This window comes from Stenotrophomonas maltophilia complex sp. Om-AH-Sm3 (assembly GCF_059337855.1).
Map to the genome: position 1 here is coordinate 1 of NZ_JBYBLQ010000023.1, position 15,394 is coordinate 15,394.

The window sequence follows — 15,394 nt, forward strand, 5'->3', positions numbered from 1 at the left end:
AAAGCCTCCCTGGTGAAATTAGCGCTGTGGAACCACCCGATCCCATCCCGAACTCGGAAGTGAAACGCAGCTGCGCCGATGGTAGTGTGGCTCAAGCCATGCGAGAGTAGGTCATCGCCAGGGTTTACACCCAAAACCCCGCTGCTGACGCAGCGGGGTTTTTCTTATTAAGTGAAGGCATTGCTTTTCTGGATACCTTCCGCCCAAGGGCAAGATCGCGAAGCTGGCGCTGCAAGCGCTGCTGCAACCGTCTCCCTGGTGAAATTAGCGCTGTGGAACCACCCGATCCCATCCCGAACTCGGAAGTGAAACGCAGCTGCGCCGATGGTAGTGTGGCTCAAGCCATGCGAGAGTAGGTCATCGCCAGGGTTTACACCCAAAACCCCGCTGCTCGCGCAGCGGGGTTTTTCTTTGGGCGCAGTAATACAGGTAGTGCCAGCCGCTGGCCTGCAACCCGATGGCGTTACATCGCCCGGTAGATCCACGCCATGCGTGGATGCCGTCCACGAGGAAGCATTGCGCCAACCAAGGTTGGCCGCTACCAATCGATTGCCGGCCAGCGGCCGGCACTACCGGCAGATCCACACCAGTCATGGATCTGCCGCCGACGGTACGCAAAAGAAAAGCGGCGCCCCGTGGGGCGCCGCTCTGCTCTCAAGTGCTCAGTCGAGCATGGCCCGACTTTACTTGGCCGAAGCCTTGTCCTTCATCATCGCGTCGCGGGCCGCCTTGAACGGGTTGCCTGCATACCAGTTCGGCCAACGATCACCACCGGCCAGTTCCTTGCCCACGCCGTACATCAGCTGCAGGTCTTCAACGGTGCCGTCCAGTTTCCAGGTGGCCGCGTCGAACTCGTCCTTCGGGCCATGGTAGCGGTTGGCGCCGTAGTCCGCCGCGGCCTTGCGGCCCGCTTCCACGCCACCCTCGCGCAGGTCCTCGCCGCCATCGGCGTACAGGGCCGGCACACCGGCCTTGGCGAAGTTGAAGTGATCCGAGCGGAAGTAGAAGCCGCTTTGCACCGAGGTCTCACCGTGCAGCGTACGGTCCTGGGCGGCGGCCAACGGCTTGAGGATGTCCTCCAGCTCCGAGCTGCCGAAGCCGGTGACGGTCACGTCCTTGGCACGGCCGGCCACCGACATCGCATCGATGTTGATCACACCGGCGATCTTGTCCAGCGGGAAGGTCGGATGGGCGACGTAGTACTTCGAACCCAGCAGGCCGGATTCTTCCAGGGTCACCGCCAGGAACACCACCGAACGCTCCGGCTTCGGGTCCTGGTGCGCCATGGCTTCGGCCACTTCGAGAATGCCGGCCACGCCGGTCGCGTTGTCGACCGCGCCGTTGTAGATGTTGTCGCCGGTTTCACCCTCATGCTTGCCCAGGTGGTCCCAGTGCGCCATGTACAGCACGGCCTCGTCGGCACGCTTGCTGCCCGGCAGCACGCCGACCACATTGCGGGACTGCTTCTGTGCGATCTGGCTTTTCAGGTCGACCGCTGCGGTGGCCTTCAGCGGTACCGGCTTGAAGCCGCGCTTGCTGGCATCCTTGTAGGCCTGCGCCAGGTCCAGTCCGGCACCGGCAAACAGGGCCTTGGCCGCCTCGGCGCTCAGCCAGCCCTGCACTGGAATGCGGGCTTCCGGGTCATCCTTGGCCGGCAGGTCGTATTGCGGGCCCGCCCAGGAGTTCTTCACCACGTCCCAGCCGTAGGATGCGCCGGCCGTGTCGTGCACGATCAGTGCAGCAGCGGCGCCCTTGCGCGCGGCCTCCTCGAACTTGTAGGTCCAGCGCCCGTAGTAGGTCATGCGCTTGCCGTCGAACAGCTTCTCGTCGTCGACATGGAAGCCCGGGTCGTTGACGAACATGACGACCGTCTTGCCCTTCCAGTCCTGGCCGGCGTAATCGTTCCACTTCTGCTCCGGTGCATCGACGCCGTAGCCGACGAACACCAGGTCGCTGGCATCGACCTTCACCTCGGCCTGGCCGGTACGGGTACCCACCACCATGTCGGTGCCGAACTTCAGCTCGGTGGTCTTGCCGCCCTGGGTGATCTTCAGCACGGTCGATTCGTCGGCCGTGGTCTCGGTCATCGGCACATCCTGGAACCAGCTGTCGCCGTTGCCGGGCTGCAGGCCGATGCGCTGCATCTGGTCGCGGATGTAGTTGACCGTCAGCTCTTCACCCTTGCTGCCCGGGGCGCGGCCTTCGAACTCATCCGAGGCCAGCGTCTTGACCATCTCGGCGAAGTCGCCGGCATTGATCTCCGGGGAGAACGAATGGGCGGCCGGCTTCGCCGCAGCGGTGTCGGTGGCCGGCGCGGCGGCGGGCGTGTTTTCGCCTTTGCAGGCACTGAGCGCGGCCGCGGCGGCCAGGCACAGGAGGAGTTTGCGGGGCATCGTCGATTCCTGGAGAACAAAGGGCGGCCGCACCTGATGCGCGACCGGTAACAGTGAGTATCACCGAACCGGCAGGTCCGGCGGGTTCAGTCCGCCGGGGCGGTTTCGGTGTCGAACGGAATTGGCTCGGCGCCGGTCACCGGGCCGATGCGAGCGGAGCGATGCACGTACAGCACCACTTCGCGCTCGAACTGCAGGGGGCCGGTGACCACCGCATTCGGGCCGATGATCACGCGCGGCTTGCGGCTGGCGGTCAGCGAGACACTGAAGTTCGGCTTGCGCACATGCACACCGCCGTTGACCTGCGAACCGATACCGACGGTGATGTCACCATTGACGGTCTCCACGTCCTTGCCGACGCGGCTCTCGACCAGGCCGATGCCGCCGTTGACGGTCTCGACGCCGCCTTCGATCTGGCTGCCGCGATCAGTGAAGATGCTGCCGTTGACGGTGCTGACGCCGCCACTGGCGATCACTTCACGACCCAGGCGCACACCGCCGTTGACCGTTTCGATCTTGCCGGTGCGCGCGCGGTCGGCGACCTTCACCCCGCCGTTGACGGTGTCGATGCTGCCGGTCTCGACGCCTTCGCCGACGCGGATGCCGCCGTTGACGGTGTCGAGCTTGCCGTAGCGTTGACCGGGTTCGGCGCTGATGCTGCCGTTGACCTTGCTGATGTTCTCCTGCGCACAGACCGGCCCGGTGGCCAGCAGTACGCCCAACAGCAGCGGAATGGAAAGAGTTTTCATGGCGACCTCGATGGATGTGCGGCTGGCAGGCCGCGTGCGGAGATGTCACCATTCCCCGGTAGCCCCCGCAACTGCCTGAAGTCACTGGAAAGCCCTTGCGCGACAACGCCTTCCCATCACGCCGACATCACATCGCCGCTGCCCGCGGCGGTCGCTGCCTGCTGCTGGGGCTGGCGTTGGCGCTGGCCCTGCCGCTGCCCAGCGGTGCGCAGACCACCCGCGAGACCGAGCGCAAGCTGCAGAAACTGCGAACCGAACTGAAGGGCGTGGCGCAGGAGCGACGGCAGATCGAGGGCCAGCGCGGGCAGGCATCGCAACAACTGCGCGAGGCCGACGAGAAGGTAGCCCGCACCGGCCGTGCCCTTGCGCAGACGGAAGCCGCGCTGCGCGAGCAGGGCCGCGCCCTTGCCGAAGCCGAGCAGCGCCGCAGCACGCTGCAGGGCAACCTGGCCCAGCAGCACCGCGAACTGGCCGGGCTGTTGCGCGCGGCATATCAGCTGGGCAACCACGCACCGCTGAAGCTGCTGCTGTCGCAGGACACGGTGGCCGATGCCAACCGCGCCCTGGCCTACCATCGCTACCTGCAGCGCGAGCGTGCGCAGCGGATCACCACGCTGACCGCCGACCTGAAGGAACTGGAAGCGCTGCAGGCGCAGATCGCCGAGCGCAAGCAGAAGCTGCAGGGGACGCAGCAGGACCAGAAACAGCAGGCAGCCGCCCTGGAAGCGGACCGCCGCGATCGCGCAAAGACCGTTGCCTCGCTGGAAGAGCGCTTCAAGGACCAGCGTGAGAAGGAACAGGCACTGGGCCAGGACGCCAAGGCACTGGAAACGCTGCTGGCCAACCTGCGTGCCGCTGCCGCGCGGGCCGAAGCCGAGCGGCGCGCCGCTGCACGCCGGGCCGCCGCCGAGAAAGCCGCTGCCGAGCGCGCCGCACGCCAGGCCGCCGCGCAGGGCCGTCCACCGCCGCCCACCAAGGTTCCACCTGCGGTGGCGTCGGCACCGGCGCCGAAGGTCGGCGGCCTGGGTTGGCCGTTGTCCGGCAACCTGCTGGCCCGCTATGGCGGCAAGCTGCCCGATGGGCGCACCAGCAGCGGTGTGCTGATCGGCGCGCCAGCTGGCAGCACGGTCACGGCCGTGGCCGATGGCACCGTGGTGTTCTCCGACTGGATGACCGGCTACGGCATGATCCTGATCGTCGACCACGGCAACGGCTACATGAGCCTTTACGCGCATAACGACACCCTGCTGAAGGATGCTGGCGCGCGGGTCAGCCGCGGCGATGCGGTGGCCAAGGTCGGCAATTCCGGCGGCCAGGGCGTCACCGCGCTGTACTTCGAGCTGCGCCGTGGCGGGCAGCCGGTCAATCCGGACAGCTGGCTGCAGCGGCGCTGAATCCTGGCCCGCCGGATGCGGGCCGGATTCAACGGGAATTTAGCTGTGCTTCGCGCATAATCGGTGCATGTGCCTTGGGCACCATGCCACCGTCGACAGGAGTGATCCATGCGCGCAGCCCGTACCGCCACCCTCTTGCTGGCCCTGTTGCCAGCGCTGTCCTGGGCGCAGCAGACCGCGCCCGCCCCCAGCCCGGAAACCAGCGGGCAGGCAGCGAACAGCGAGGAGGCGGTGACCTCGAAGGTGCCGCTGGAGGAAATCCGCCGTTTCGTGGCCGTGTACAACGCGGTGCGCGCCGCCTATGTCGACCCGGTCGATGACAAGAAGCTGATGCAGTCAGCCGTGCGTGGCCTGCTGCTCGACCTTGATCCGCACAGCACCTACTTCAACAAGGAAGACGCGCAGGCCTTCGACGAGCAAGCCAACGGTGCCTACGAGGGCATCGGCGTGGAGCTGCAGCAGCAGCCGGACAATGCCAGCATGAAGGTGATCGCGCCGATCGACGACACGCCGGCAGCCAAGGCCGGCATCCTTGCCGGCGATTTGATCATCGCCATCGACGGCAAGCCGATCAGCGCGATCGATGCCAGCGAACCGCTGCGTGGCCCGGCCGGCAGCAAGGTGGTGCTGACCATCGTGCGTGATGGCAAGCCGAAGCCGTTCGATGTCAGCCTGACCCGCCAGACCATCCGCGTGACCAGCGTGCGCAGCCGCCTGCTCGAGCCGGGCTATGGCTATATCCGCCTGAGCACCTTCCAGGCCGATACCGGCTCGGACTTCCAGAAGCATGTGCAGCAGCTGCAGAAGCAGTCCGGTGGCCAGCTCAAGGGCCTGGTGCTGGATCTGCGCAGCAACCCGGGTGGCCTGCTGACGGCCGCCGTGCAGGTCGCCGACGATCTGCTCGACAAGGGCAACATCGTCAGCACCCGTGGCCGCATCAGCATCAGCGATGCCCGATTCGACGCGACCCCGGGCGACCTGCTGAAGGGCGCACCGGTGGTGGTACTGGCCGATGCCGGTTCGGCCAGCGCCTCGGAAGTGCTGGCTGGCGCGCTGCGCGACAACAAGCGCGCCCGCGTGGTGGGCAGCCGCACCTTCGGCAAGGGCTCGGTGCAGACCGTGCTGCCGCTGGACAACGGCGATTCGGTGAAGCTGACCACCGCGCGCTACTACACGCCCAGCGGCAAGTCGATCCAGGCCACCGGCATCGTGCCGGATGTTGAGTTGAAGCCCGCCGCCACTCCGGCGGAGGATGCCCTGCCGGCCAGCCTGAGCGATTACAGCGAAGCGACACTGCCGGGCCATCTGCGCGGCGATGACGAAGGCACCGAGGGCTACCACGCCGGTGCGGTGCTGCCGGGCGACGGCCCGATCAACGACGCGCTGGCCGAGCTGAAGAACCCGGGCTCGGTGGCCGCACGGTTGAAGGCCGAGGCCGCGAAGGCGGATGCCGCCAAGGCCGCGAAGGCCGCTGCGGTGAAGCCCGAAGCCAAGCCGGAGGCGAAGGTCGAACCGAAGGCAGACAGCACGCCGGAAGCCAAGCCCGCTCCTGTGCCGGCCAAGCCTTGATTCCTGGTCTGCGAACGAGCGGGTGAGCGTGGAGCCGGCCAGCGGCCGGCTCTACCTGGATCAGAAGCCGTGGCGCTTGCGCAGGCGGCGCGCGATCGCAGCCCGCACGTAGACCCCGTACACGACGCCGAACACGAAGCCACCGATGTGCGCCCACCAGGCCACCATGCCGAAGCTTGGGCCGATGTGGGCGAACACCACTTGCAGCGCCGCCCAGACGCCGATCAGCAGGTAGGCCGGGGCGCGCACGAACTCCAGGAACAGGCCGAGCGGGATCACCACGCCCAGCCGCGCGCCCGGGAACAGGGCCAGATACGCACCGATCAGGGCCGACACCGCGCCACTGGCGCCGATGATGATCTGGTCCGGGCTGCCCATGGTGTAGATCGCCACCAGGTTCGACACTGCGCCGCCGACCAGGAACAGCAGCAGCAGCCGCCACGGTCCCAGCACCCGCTCGGCGGGCAGGCCGAAGATCAACAGGAACACCAGGTTGCCCAGCAGGTGCGACCAGTCCGCGTGCAGGAACAGGGCGGTGAACAGCCGCAGCACGCTGCCGTCCTGCAGGGTCGCCCACCAGTCCAGCGGGTGGGTCAGACCGGTGGACAGCGCGCCCCAGTCCAGCCAGAGGCTGCCGCGGGCATCGTCCGGACGCGAGATCGACCACAGGAATGCCAGCCACAATGACGCGAACAGCACGGGCGTGGCCCAGCGCAGGGCCGCCTTCTTGCGGGACGGGAGCGAGACGAACATGCCAATAGCCTAGCGTGCGGCCACTTTCGGTGGGGATGGTCCTGTTCAGCTTTTGAGACGAAAAAACCGCCTGCGCTGTTATTGTTTCATTAACAGGTCTGGGTAATACTCGCATACGGCGTCGTATGTCGGGAGGGGAATCCGGCGCGCTCCGATGGGTCCCAGGACCCGGCGGGCGCAGGCGCACTCAGAGCACCATCACCGCTTACCGGAGAGAGAGAACTACGATGCAAACCGCTTCCACCATTGCCCGACTGACCCTGCTGGCCGTCGGCGTTGCCGGTGCGCTGGCCGCCGCCGATGCCAATGCTGCCGCCTTCCAGCTGAAGGAAAACAGCGCCAAGGGCCTGGGCCGCGCGTTCGCCGGCTCCACCTCGACCGAAGGTGACGCCTCGGTCATCGCCACCAACCCGGCCTCCATGCGCCTGCTCGACGGCACCCTGGTCCAGGGCGACGTCAGCGCCATCAGCTTCGGCGCCAAGTTCCGCGGCCAGGGCCAGTACGGCAACGGCGCGCCGATTTCCGGTGGCAACGGCGGCGACGCCGGCATGATCGCCCCGGTTCCGGCCGCGTACTTCCACGTGCCGTTCGGCGAGAACGACAACATGCACTTCGGTGCTTCGCTGACTGTGCCGTTCGGTTTCAAGACCGAATACGACCGCGACTGGGTCGGCCGCTACAACGGCGTCAAGACCGAGCTGCAGGCCATCGACCTGGGCGTGGCGTTCTCCTACGACGTCAACCCGTACCTGTCGTTCGGTGCTTCGGTGTTCGCCGAGCGCCTGAACGTCGACCTGACCAGCGCTGTCGATACCGGCACCGCGATCAACGCCACGGCCCAGCGCACCGCTGCGGCGCGTGTGCTGGCTGCAGGCGGCACCGCAGCCCAGGCTGCGGCGGCGTCGCAGGCCGCTGCACGCCAGGCCGCCCAGCTCGGCTTCTCGCCGGGCACCGCCGATGGCTACCTGCGCATCAAGGGCGACGAAGTGTCGGTCGGCTACACCCTGGGCATGACGGTCACCCCGGTGGAAGGCACCAACATCGCCTTCAGCTACCGCTCGAAGGTCGAGCACAAGATCACCGATGGCAAGGCCGACTTCACCATCCCGCAGAACGCTGCCGCCTTCCTGGCCACTGCTGCCCCGGGTACCTTCATCGACAGCAACGGCCGCGCCACCATCACCCTGCCGGCCAGCGCCACCGTGGGCTTCACCCACCGCGTGAACGACCAGTGGCAGATCATGGCCGAGGTCACGCGCACGGCGTGGAGCAAGTTCGACCAGGTCACCGTCGACTATGACTCCAACCAGCCGGACAGCGTGCTGCCGTTCCACTACCGCGACACCACCTTCGCGTCGATCGGTACCGATTTCCGCGTGAACGACAAGCTGACCCTGCGTGGCGGCCTGGCGTACGACCAGACCCCGACCACCGACGCCCACCGTGACGTGCGCGTGCCGGACACCACCCGCAAGTGGCTGTCGCTGGGCCTGACCTACGCCGCTTCGGACAAGATGGAATACAGCGTGGGTTACACCCACCTGTTCACCAAGGATCCGAACATCACCTCGACCTCGGCCACTGCCAACACCGTGACCGGCAAGTACAAGGTGAGCGGCGACGTGCTGGCGGCGTCGATGCAGTACAAGTTCTGATTCGGGCGATTGCCTGAAGCAGTACGAGGAGAGCCCCGCGCAAGCGGGGCTTTCTTTTTGCGGAGGGTATCCACGCATGGCATGGATCTGCTGGTCCGACGACGCAGGGCGTGGATCTACGCGACAATGGTGCGATGAACCTGTCCGACCCGAACTTCCAGCTGGAGCTGGCCGCCAACATCGCCGTCGCCGGCTCGATCCTGCTGGCTGGTCGCAACAACGTGCACACCTGGTGGCTGGGCATCGTCGGCTGCGCATTGTTTGCGGCCGTGTTCGAGCGCTCGCACCTGTATGCGGACATGGTGCTGCAGTTCTTCTTCATCGCCATCAGCGTGCTGGGCTGGTGGCAGTGGCTGCGCGGCGACCATGGCGCGCCGCTGCCGATCACTGCGCTGCGGCCGCGGGCATGGGCCTGGCTGGCGCCGCTGGCGGTGGTGGCCACGTTCGGCTACGGCTGGATGCTGACCCGACTGACCAACGCCTATGCGCCTTACATCGATTCGGCGGTGCTGGTGCTGAGCGTGATCGCGCAGATCCTGATGATGCGGCGCAAGCTGGAATCGTGGTGGGTGTGGCTGCTGGTGAACACCGTGGCAGTGCCGCTGTACTACAGCCGTGGCCTGCATCTGACCTCGATCCTCTACATCGGTTTCTGGATAAACGCGCTGGTCGCCCTGCGCCATTGGCGCCATCTGATGCGGACCGAGGCCAAGGCAGCCGATGCCGCCGCCTGAGCGCGTCGCGCGCGGCCTGGTGGTGGGCAAGTTCTGCCCGCTGCACCTCGGCCACGAACGCCTGATCGACTTCGCCGCCACGCGCTGCCGGCAGTTGCTGGTGATCGGCTGGTCACAGCCGGGTTTCCCAGGCTACAGCGCCGAGCGTCGCGAGCGCTGGCTGCGAGCGCGCTTCCCGCAGGCGACGGTGGCGGTGCTCGATGATGCGCGGCTGGCGGCATTGTGCACGCAGCACGGTTTGCCCGTGCGCACGCTGCCGCAGGACAGCGACAACGAGCACGTGCAGCGCGAGTTTACCGCCTGGCTGTGCCTGAGCCTGTTCGGCGGGCCGGTGCAGGCGGTGTACACCGGCGAGGACTACGGTGACGGCTTCGCGCAGGCGCTGGCCACGCACTTCGGTGCGCCGGTACGCCATGAGCGGCTCGAACGCGCATTGGACGCCGGGCAGGCGTGCGGCACCCAGCTGCGCGCCGATCCGCATGCGCACCGCCATGGTCTCGCACCGGAGGTGTACGCCGGATACGTGCAGCGCGTGGCCTTCATTGGTGGCGAGTCCAGTGGCAAGACCACGTTGGCGCGGGTGATGGCCGAGCGCCTGCAGACCGCCTGGGTGCCGGAGTATGGCCGCACGCTCTGGGAGCAGCAGGGCGGCGACCTGATGCCGGACGATCTGCTTCGTATCGCGATGACCCAGCCGCGGCATGAAGAAGAGGCTGCGCGGCGGGCACATCGCTGGCTGTTCTGCGATACCACGCCGCTGGTGACGCTGGGCTACAGCGGCTGGATGTCTGGTACGGCGCCGGAGGCACTGCGGCAGGCTGCATTGCGGCCATATGACCTGCTGTTCCTGTGCGCGCCGGATATTCCGTTCGACCAGGACGGCACACGGGTGGGGGAAGCATTCCGTGCGCAGCAGCATGCGTGGTACGTGCGCGAGCTGCAGGCGCGGGGCGTCGACCATGTGCTGCTGGAAGGCGATCTGGAGACGCGCATCGCGCGCGTACAGCGCGAGCTGGCGAAGCGTGCGGACAACCGGTTCAGTGTCGCCCTGCCTCTGTAGCGCCGAGCCCACGCTCGGCCGCGCCGGAAAAGCCGAGCGTGGGCTCGGCGCTACAGGAAGCAACGCATAAAAAAACCCCGCGTTCGCGGGGTTTTTCGTTCACTGCATGAGGCTGACGATCAGTCGCCCAGGGTCAGCAGCGAGGCGTTGCCGCCGGCGGCGGTGGTGTTCACCGTCACCGTCTTTTCGGTGGCAAAGCGCAGCAGGTAGTGCGGGCCGCCGGCCTTCGGGCCGGTGCCGGACAGGCCCTGGCCACCGAACGGCTGCACGCCGACCACTGCACCGATCTGGTTGCGGTTGACGTACACATTGCCGACGTGGACGCCGTTGCTGATGCGGTCAACGGTTTCGTCGATGCGCGAATGCACGCCCAGGGTCAGGCCGTAGCCAGTGGCGTTGATCTGGTCGATCACCGCGTCGAGCTGGTCGCCCTTCCAGCGGATCACGTGCAGGACCGGACCGAAGACTTCCTTGTGCAGCTGGCCCAGGTCCTTCAGTTCATACGCGCGCGGTGCGAAGAAGGTGCCGTTGGCGGTTTCAGCGGACAGCTCGGCGGCGGCGATCAGGCGCGCTTCGCGGTCCATGCGTTCGGCGTGTTCCTGCAGGATCTTCAGCGCGTCGGCGTCGATCACCGGGCCGACGTCGGTAGACAGCAGGCCCGGGTTGCCGACCTTCAGTTCCTTCATCGCACCGGCCAGCATGGTCATCACCTTGTCGGCGATGTCGTCCTGCACGAACAGCACGCGCGCGGCCGAGCAACGCTGGCCGGCGGAGGTGAAGGCCGAACCGATCGCGTCCTTGACCAGCTGTTCCGGCAGTGCCGAGGAGTCGGCGATGAAGGCGTTCTGGCCACCGGTCTCGGCGATCAGCACGCCGATGGCGGCGTCACGCGCGGCCATCGCACGGTTGATCGCACGGGCGGTCTCGGTGGAGCCGGTGAAGGCCACGCCGGCCACGCGTGGGTCGGCGGTCAGCGCCGCACCCACGGTGGCGCCGTCGCCCGGCAGGAACTGCACCACCTCGGCCGGCACGCCGGCATCGTGCAGCAGCTTCACCGCGTAGTAGCCGATCAGGTTGGTCTGCTCGGCCGGCTTGGCGATGACGCTGTTGCCGGCGGCCAGTGCGGCGGCGACCTGGCCCAGGAAGATCGCCAGCGGGAAGTTCCACGGGCTGATGCAGACGAACACGCCGCGGCCGTGCAGCTGCAGCTCGTTGGATTCACCGGTCGGGCTGGGCAGCTTCTCGGCGTGGCTGAACTGCTCGCGCGCCTGCTTGGCGTAGTAGCGCAGGAAATCCACGGCTTCGCGCACTTCGGCGATGCTGTCGGGCAGGCTCTTGCCGGCTTCCTTCACGCACAGCGCCATGAACTCCGGCATGCGCGCTTCCAGCTGGTCGGCGGCGTGTTCGAGGATGGCGGCGCGGCTGGCGGCCGGGGTGCGGTTCCAGGCCGGTTGTGCGGCCACGGCGTTGGCCAGGGCCTTCTGCACGGTGGCGGCATCGGCGGCCAGCCACTGGCCGACCACTTCGCGGGTGTCGGCCGGGTTGGTCACCGGCAGCGCGGCGCCGGCCGGGTTGGCACCCGGTACCAGCGGCGAGGCCTGCCACGGCTTCACGGCGGCGTTGAGCTGCTCGGCCAGGGCGCGCAGTTCGTTGTCGTTGGCGAGGTTGGCGCCCATGGAGTTCTTCCTGTCGTGGTTCTGGCTGCGCAGCAGGTCAACCGGCAGCGGGATCTTGGGATGCGGAATCGATTCGAACGAAGCGACCATCTCGACCGGATCGCGGATCAGGTCGGCGATCGGCACGCGCTCGTCGGTGATGCGGTTGACGAAGCTGGAGTTGGCACCGTTTTCCAGCAGGCGGCGCACCAGGTACGGCAGCAGGTCTTCGTGCGAACCGACCGGGGCGTACACGCGGCAGGGCAGGTTCAAGCGGTCGGCCGGCACCACTTCGGCGTACAGGTCGTCGCCCATGCCGTGCAGCTTCTGGTGCTCGTACACGCCGCCGTTGGCGATGCTGCGCACGGCCGCGATGGTGTGCGCGTTGTGCGTGGCGAACATCGGGTAGATCGCGTCCGCATGGGTGAACAGCCGCTTGGCGCAGGCCAGGTAGGACACATCGGTGTTCTGCTTGCGGGTGAACACCGGGTAGCCCGGGTAGCCTTCGATCTGCGCGCGCTTGATCTCGGCATCCCAGTAGGCGCCCTTGACCAGGCGCACCTGCAGGCGGCGACCGGCACGGCGTGCCATGTCGGCCAGGTGGTCGATCGTGTACGGCGTGCGCTTCTGGTAGGCCTGCACGACCACGCCGAAGCCATCCCAGCCAGCCAGCGAGGCGTCGGAGAACACCTGCTCGATGATGTCCAGCGACAGTTCCAGGCGGTCGGACTCTTCGGCGTCGACGGTGCAGCCGATGCCGTAGCTCTTGGCCAGCTGTGCCAGTTCCAGCACGCCCGGCACCAGGTCCTTCAGCACGCGCTCGCGCTTGGCGTGCTCGTAGCGCGGGTACAGCGCCGACAGCTTGATCGAGATGCCCGGCGCGTTGTTGACGTCGCCGTCCGGACGGCCACCGCGGGCCTTGTGATCGCCGCCGATGGCGTGGATCGCACGACGGTAGTCTTCCAGGTAGCGCAGCGCGTCCTTCATGGTCAGCGCGCCTTCGCCGAGCATGTCGAACGAGTAGCGGTAGCTGGCGTTGTCGCCCTTGTGCGAGCGCGCCAGCGCTTCGCTGATGGTGCGGCCCATGACGAACTGGTGGCCCATGATCTTCATCGCCTGGCGCACGGCCAGGCGCACCACCGGCTCACCGACGCGGCCGACCAGGCGCTTGAATGCGCTGGGCGCATCGGCGCGCGTGGCGTCGTTCATCTGCACCAGCTTGCCGGTCAGCATCAGGCCCCAGGTGGAGGCATTGACCAGCACCGAGTCGCTGCCGCCCAGGTGCTTTTCCCAGTCGGCATCGGCCAGCTTGTCGCGGATCAGCTTGTCGGCGGTGTCCTGGTCCGGAATACGCAGCAGCGCTTCGGCCACGCACATCAGCAGCACGCCTTCCTCGCTGCCCAGGTCGTACTGGCGCATGAAGGCTTCGATCGCGCCCTGGTCCTTGGCACGCACGCGCACGCGGCCGACCAGGTCGGCGGCCAGCGCCTGCACCCTGGCCTGTTCCTCGGCGGGCAGGCGCGCCTGCGCCAGCAGCTCGCGGACGTGGCTGGCCTCGTCCTTCAACCAGGCATCGGTGATGGCCTGGCGGAACGGGTTGGGGGGCGCCGGCAGTTCCGGCGACAGCAGCGCGCCCGGACGCGGGGCGTCGTGGGCGGCAGGGGAGGAGGAAGGTGCGTTCATGCCGGTCCGGCCAGTGGAAAACTTGGCGATTTTAATCATTTTTGAGGCCTTCGGAAGTGCCACGCAGACACCTTCATGAAGGGCTGATAGCCACTAACGGTGGTGGATTCGGCGTGTTCAGCAAACCCGGCGATGTTTGTGCTGAATTCGTCATCCGTGCCGCCGACCGCATGCTGTGTTGCAGCATCGGAAAAAGTGTGAATGCACCCTTGCTACCGGCGAGAGGGCGGGGCTACCATCGAGACGTTTCCCGCGGCAGGAACGCGGTTGCGACATGATCGAGGTGCTTCCAGCTCCGGATGGGTCAGGTACGCAGCTGCGGCTGCGTCCCCCACGGGCGCTCGATGCCCGGCAGTTCGTCCTGTTGTTCACCGTGTTGTCGGGTGCGATGTGGCTGGTGTCCGCCCTCGGGTGGTGGGCCGGCAATGCATTCGCCCCCCTGTTCGCGCTGCTGTACAGCCTGGTGCTGGCGGCGGCGCTGCGTGCCTTGTGGCGCAGCGGTGAACGACAGGAGGAGATCCGGGTAGTGCCGGCGTACGTGGAGGTCATTCCCGTACCCGGTGGATCGCCGGTGTTCCGGGCCCACCCGCATTGGGTGCGCCTGCTCACCGACGATGAGAGGGTCCGGCTGGCATCCAGCGGCCGGCAGGTGGAGGTGGGGAGTTTCCTCGCGCCGGCCGAACGTCAGACGCTCGCAGAGACACTTGAAAGCTTGCTCGCCGCCAGCGATGGCGGCAACCGACGACGCTAAGGGTCTAGGCAATGAAGCAAAGCAGCAGGTGGGGCACGAAGTGCGTGAACGCGGTTGCCGCAGTGCTGGCGACCGGGGGACTGATGCCGGCGTTGGCCTGGGCCCAGGCGGCCGATCCCAAGCCGTGGCAGCTGAACATGGGCAAGGGGGTGACCCAGACCTCGCGCCTGGCCTGGGAATCGAACAACCTTTCGTTGATCATCTGCACGGTGATCGGCGTCATCGTGTTCGGCGCGATGGCCTACGCCATCTTCAAGTTCCGCAAATCCAAGGGCGCGGTCGCCGCCACCTTCAGCCATAACACCAAGGCCGAGATCATCTGGACGGTGATCCCGGTGATCATCCTGATCGTGATGGCGTGGCCGGCCACGGCCAACCTGATCAAGATGTACGACACCCGCGATGCTGAGATGACGGTCAAGGTCACCGGCTACCAGTGGATGTGGAAGTACGAATACCTCGGGGAGAACGTCACCTTCACCAGTCGCCTGGACCGGGAATCCGACCGCGTGCGGCAAAGTGGCATCGTGCCGACCCGCGAAAGTCATCCGCACTACCTGCTGGACGTCGACAACCGGCTGGTGTTGCCGGTCGATACCAAGGTCCGCTTCGTCATCACTTCCGATGATGTGATCCACGCCTGGTGGGTGCCGGCGCTGGGCTGGAAGCAGGACGCGATCCCCGGTTTCATCAATGAAGCCTGGACCAGCATCGAGCAGCCCGGGGTGTATCGCGGCCAGTGCGCCGAGCTGTGCGGCAAGGACCACGGCTTCATGCCGATCGTGGTCGAGGCGGTGTCCAAGGAGGACTTCAAGCAGTGGCTGGCGCAGCGCAAGCCTGCACCGCCGGCCGAGCCCGCCCCCCCTGCGGCACCTGCAGAACCGGCTGCCCCTGCGGGCGAAGCACCGGCGGCACCTGCTGCTGCTGAAGCCGGCAATGCACCTGCGGTTGCGGCCAGCGGCGCGTGATGTAAAGCCCGCGGCCGCTCGCGGCCGTGG

At 67.0% G+C, this 15,394-nt stretch carries 11 protein-coding genes and 2 rRNA genes; 9 read left to right on the forward strand and 4 right to left on the reverse strand.

All coding sequences use genetic code 11. The annotated features are described in order from the left end of the window. The first annotated feature begins 8 nt into the window (after positions 1 to 8). Both rrf (AC10QF_RS18795) and rrf (AC10QF_RS18800) read left to right on the forward strand, forming a co-directional pair. Positions 9 to 123: ribosomal RNA gene (gene rrf / locus AC10QF_RS18795) — 5S ribosomal RNA — on the forward strand. Between the two features lie 131 nt (positions 124 to 254). Beyond that, positions 255 to 369, forward strand: a 5S ribosomal RNA gene (rrf, locus tag AC10QF_RS18800). 314 nt (positions 370 to 683) lie between these two features. On the opposite strand, the gene AC10QF_RS18805 is transcribed toward rrf (AC10QF_RS18800), so the two are convergent. Continuing rightward, the gene (locus AC10QF_RS18805) at positions 684 to 2,393 is read right to left on the reverse strand and encodes a M28 family metallopeptidase (protein ID WP_069140026.1); all 1,710 of its coding nucleotides are present in this window, start codon (positions 2,391 to 2,393) and stop codon (positions 684 to 686) included. Between the two features lie 86 nt (positions 2,394 to 2,479). Beyond that, the gene (locus AC10QF_RS18810) at positions 2,480 to 3,142 is read right to left on the reverse strand and encodes a DUF4097 family beta strand repeat-containing protein (protein WP_494542676.1); all 663 of its coding nucleotides are present in this window, start codon (positions 3,140 to 3,142) and stop codon (positions 2,480 to 2,482) included. A 95-nt stretch (positions 3,143 to 3,237) separates the two neighbouring features. Here AC10QF_RS18810 and AC10QF_RS18815 point away from each other — a divergent pair, with 95 nt between their 5' ends. Next, positions 3,238 to 4,536, forward strand: a complete 1,299-nt coding sequence (locus AC10QF_RS18815) for a murein hydrolase activator EnvC family protein (protein ID WP_033834985.1) — start codon at positions 3,238 to 3,240, stop codon at positions 4,534 to 4,536. Between the two features lie 108 nt (positions 4,537 to 4,644). Next, complete coding sequence (locus tag AC10QF_RS18820; RefSeq protein WP_065197303.1) at positions 4,645 to 6,105, forward strand: S41 family peptidase; 1,461 nt, start codon at positions 4,645 to 4,647, stop codon at positions 6,103 to 6,105. Positions 6,106 to 6,165: 60 nt separating this feature from the next. Here AC10QF_RS18820 and AC10QF_RS18825 read toward each other — a convergent pair whose 3' ends face one another. Continuing rightward, a complete protein-coding gene (locus AC10QF_RS18825) occupies positions 6,166 to 6,858 on the reverse strand; it encodes a rhomboid family intramembrane serine protease (RefSeq protein ID WP_053498727.1) in 693 nt (230 codons plus the stop codon). 227 nt (positions 6,859 to 7,085) lie between these two features. On the opposite strand from AC10QF_RS18825, the gene AC10QF_RS18830 reads away from it, so the two are divergent. The 3 genes from AC10QF_RS18830 to AC10QF_RS18840 all read left to right on the forward strand — a co-directional run bounded on the left by AC10QF_RS18830 (position 7,086) and on the right by AC10QF_RS18840 (position 10,307). Continuing rightward, positions 7,086 to 8,513, forward strand: a complete 1,428-nt coding sequence (locus tag AC10QF_RS18830; protein ID WP_005414995.1) for an outer membrane protein transport protein — start codon at positions 7,086 to 7,088, stop codon at positions 8,511 to 8,513. A 134-nt stretch (positions 8,514 to 8,647) separates the two neighbouring features. Continuing rightward, entirely contained in the window at positions 8,648 to 9,247 is a 600-nt protein-coding gene (pnuC, locus tag AC10QF_RS18835) for a nicotinamide riboside transporter PnuC (RefSeq protein WP_061480368.1), read from the forward strand. Beyond that, entirely contained in the window at positions 9,234 to 10,307 is a 1,074-nt protein-coding gene (locus AC10QF_RS18840) for an AAA family ATPase (protein WP_494542677.1), read from the forward strand. The genes pnuC and AC10QF_RS18840 overlap by 14 nt, the downstream gene beginning before the upstream one ends. Positions 10,308 to 10,426: 119 nt before the next feature. On the opposite strand, the gene putA is transcribed toward AC10QF_RS18840, so the two are convergent. Continuing rightward, entirely contained in the window at positions 10,427 to 13,645 is a 3,219-nt protein-coding gene (gene putA, locus AC10QF_RS18845; RefSeq protein ID WP_065186705.1) for a bifunctional proline dehydrogenase/L-glutamate gamma-semialdehyde dehydrogenase PutA, read from the reverse strand. A gap of 274 nt (positions 13,646 to 13,919) precedes the next feature. Between putA and AC10QF_RS18850 the strand changes: the two genes are divergently transcribed. Both AC10QF_RS18850 and coxB read left to right on the forward strand, forming a co-directional pair. After that, positions 13,920 to 14,396, forward strand: a complete 477-nt coding sequence (locus tag AC10QF_RS18850; RefSeq protein ID WP_021202927.1) for a DUF2244 domain-containing protein — start codon at positions 13,920 to 13,922, stop codon at positions 14,394 to 14,396. Positions 14,397 to 14,407: 11 nt separating this feature from the next. Beyond that, a complete protein-coding gene (gene coxB / locus AC10QF_RS18855; protein WP_053498721.1) occupies positions 14,408 to 15,364 on the forward strand; it encodes a cytochrome c oxidase subunit II in 957 nt (318 codons plus the stop codon). Positions 15,365 to 15,394 lie beyond the last annotated feature (30 nt).

Coding starts and splice junctions, on each gene's coding strand:
- AC10QF_RS18805 (WP_069140026.1), bottom strand. CDS start 2,393: ATGCCCCGCAAACTCCTCCTGTGCCTGGCCGCCGCGGCCGCGCTCAGT.
- AC10QF_RS18810 (WP_494542676.1), bottom strand. CDS start 3,142: ATGAAAACTCTTTCCATTCCGCTGCTGTTGGGCGTACTGCTGGCCACC.
- AC10QF_RS18820 (WP_065197303.1), top strand. CDS start 4,645: ATGCGCGCAGCCCGTACCGCCACCCTCTTGCTGGCCCTGTTGCCAGCG.
- AC10QF_RS18825 (WP_053498727.1), bottom strand. CDS start 6,858: ATGTTCGTCTCGCTCCCGTCCCGCAAGAAGGCGGCCCTGCGCTGGGCC.
- AC10QF_RS18830 (WP_005414995.1), top strand. CDS start 7,086: ATGCAAACCGCTTCCACCATTGCCCGACTGACCCTGCTGGCCGTCGGC.
- pnuC (WP_061480368.1), top strand. CDS start 8,648: ATGAACCTGTCCGACCCGAACTTCCAGCTGGAGCTGGCCGCCAACATC.
- AC10QF_RS18840 (WP_494542677.1), top strand. CDS start 9,234: ATGCCGCCGCCTGAGCGCGTCGCGCGCGGCCTGGTGGTGGGCAAGTTC.
- putA (WP_065186705.1), bottom strand. CDS start 13,645: ATGAACGCACCTTCCTCCTCCCCTGCCGCCCACGACGCCCCGCGTCCG.
- AC10QF_RS18850 (WP_021202927.1), top strand. CDS start 13,920: ATGATCGAGGTGCTTCCAGCTCCGGATGGGTCAGGTACGCAGCTGCGG.
- coxB (WP_053498721.1), top strand. CDS start 14,408: ATGAAGCAAAGCAGCAGGTGGGGCACGAAGTGCGTGAACGCGGTTGCC.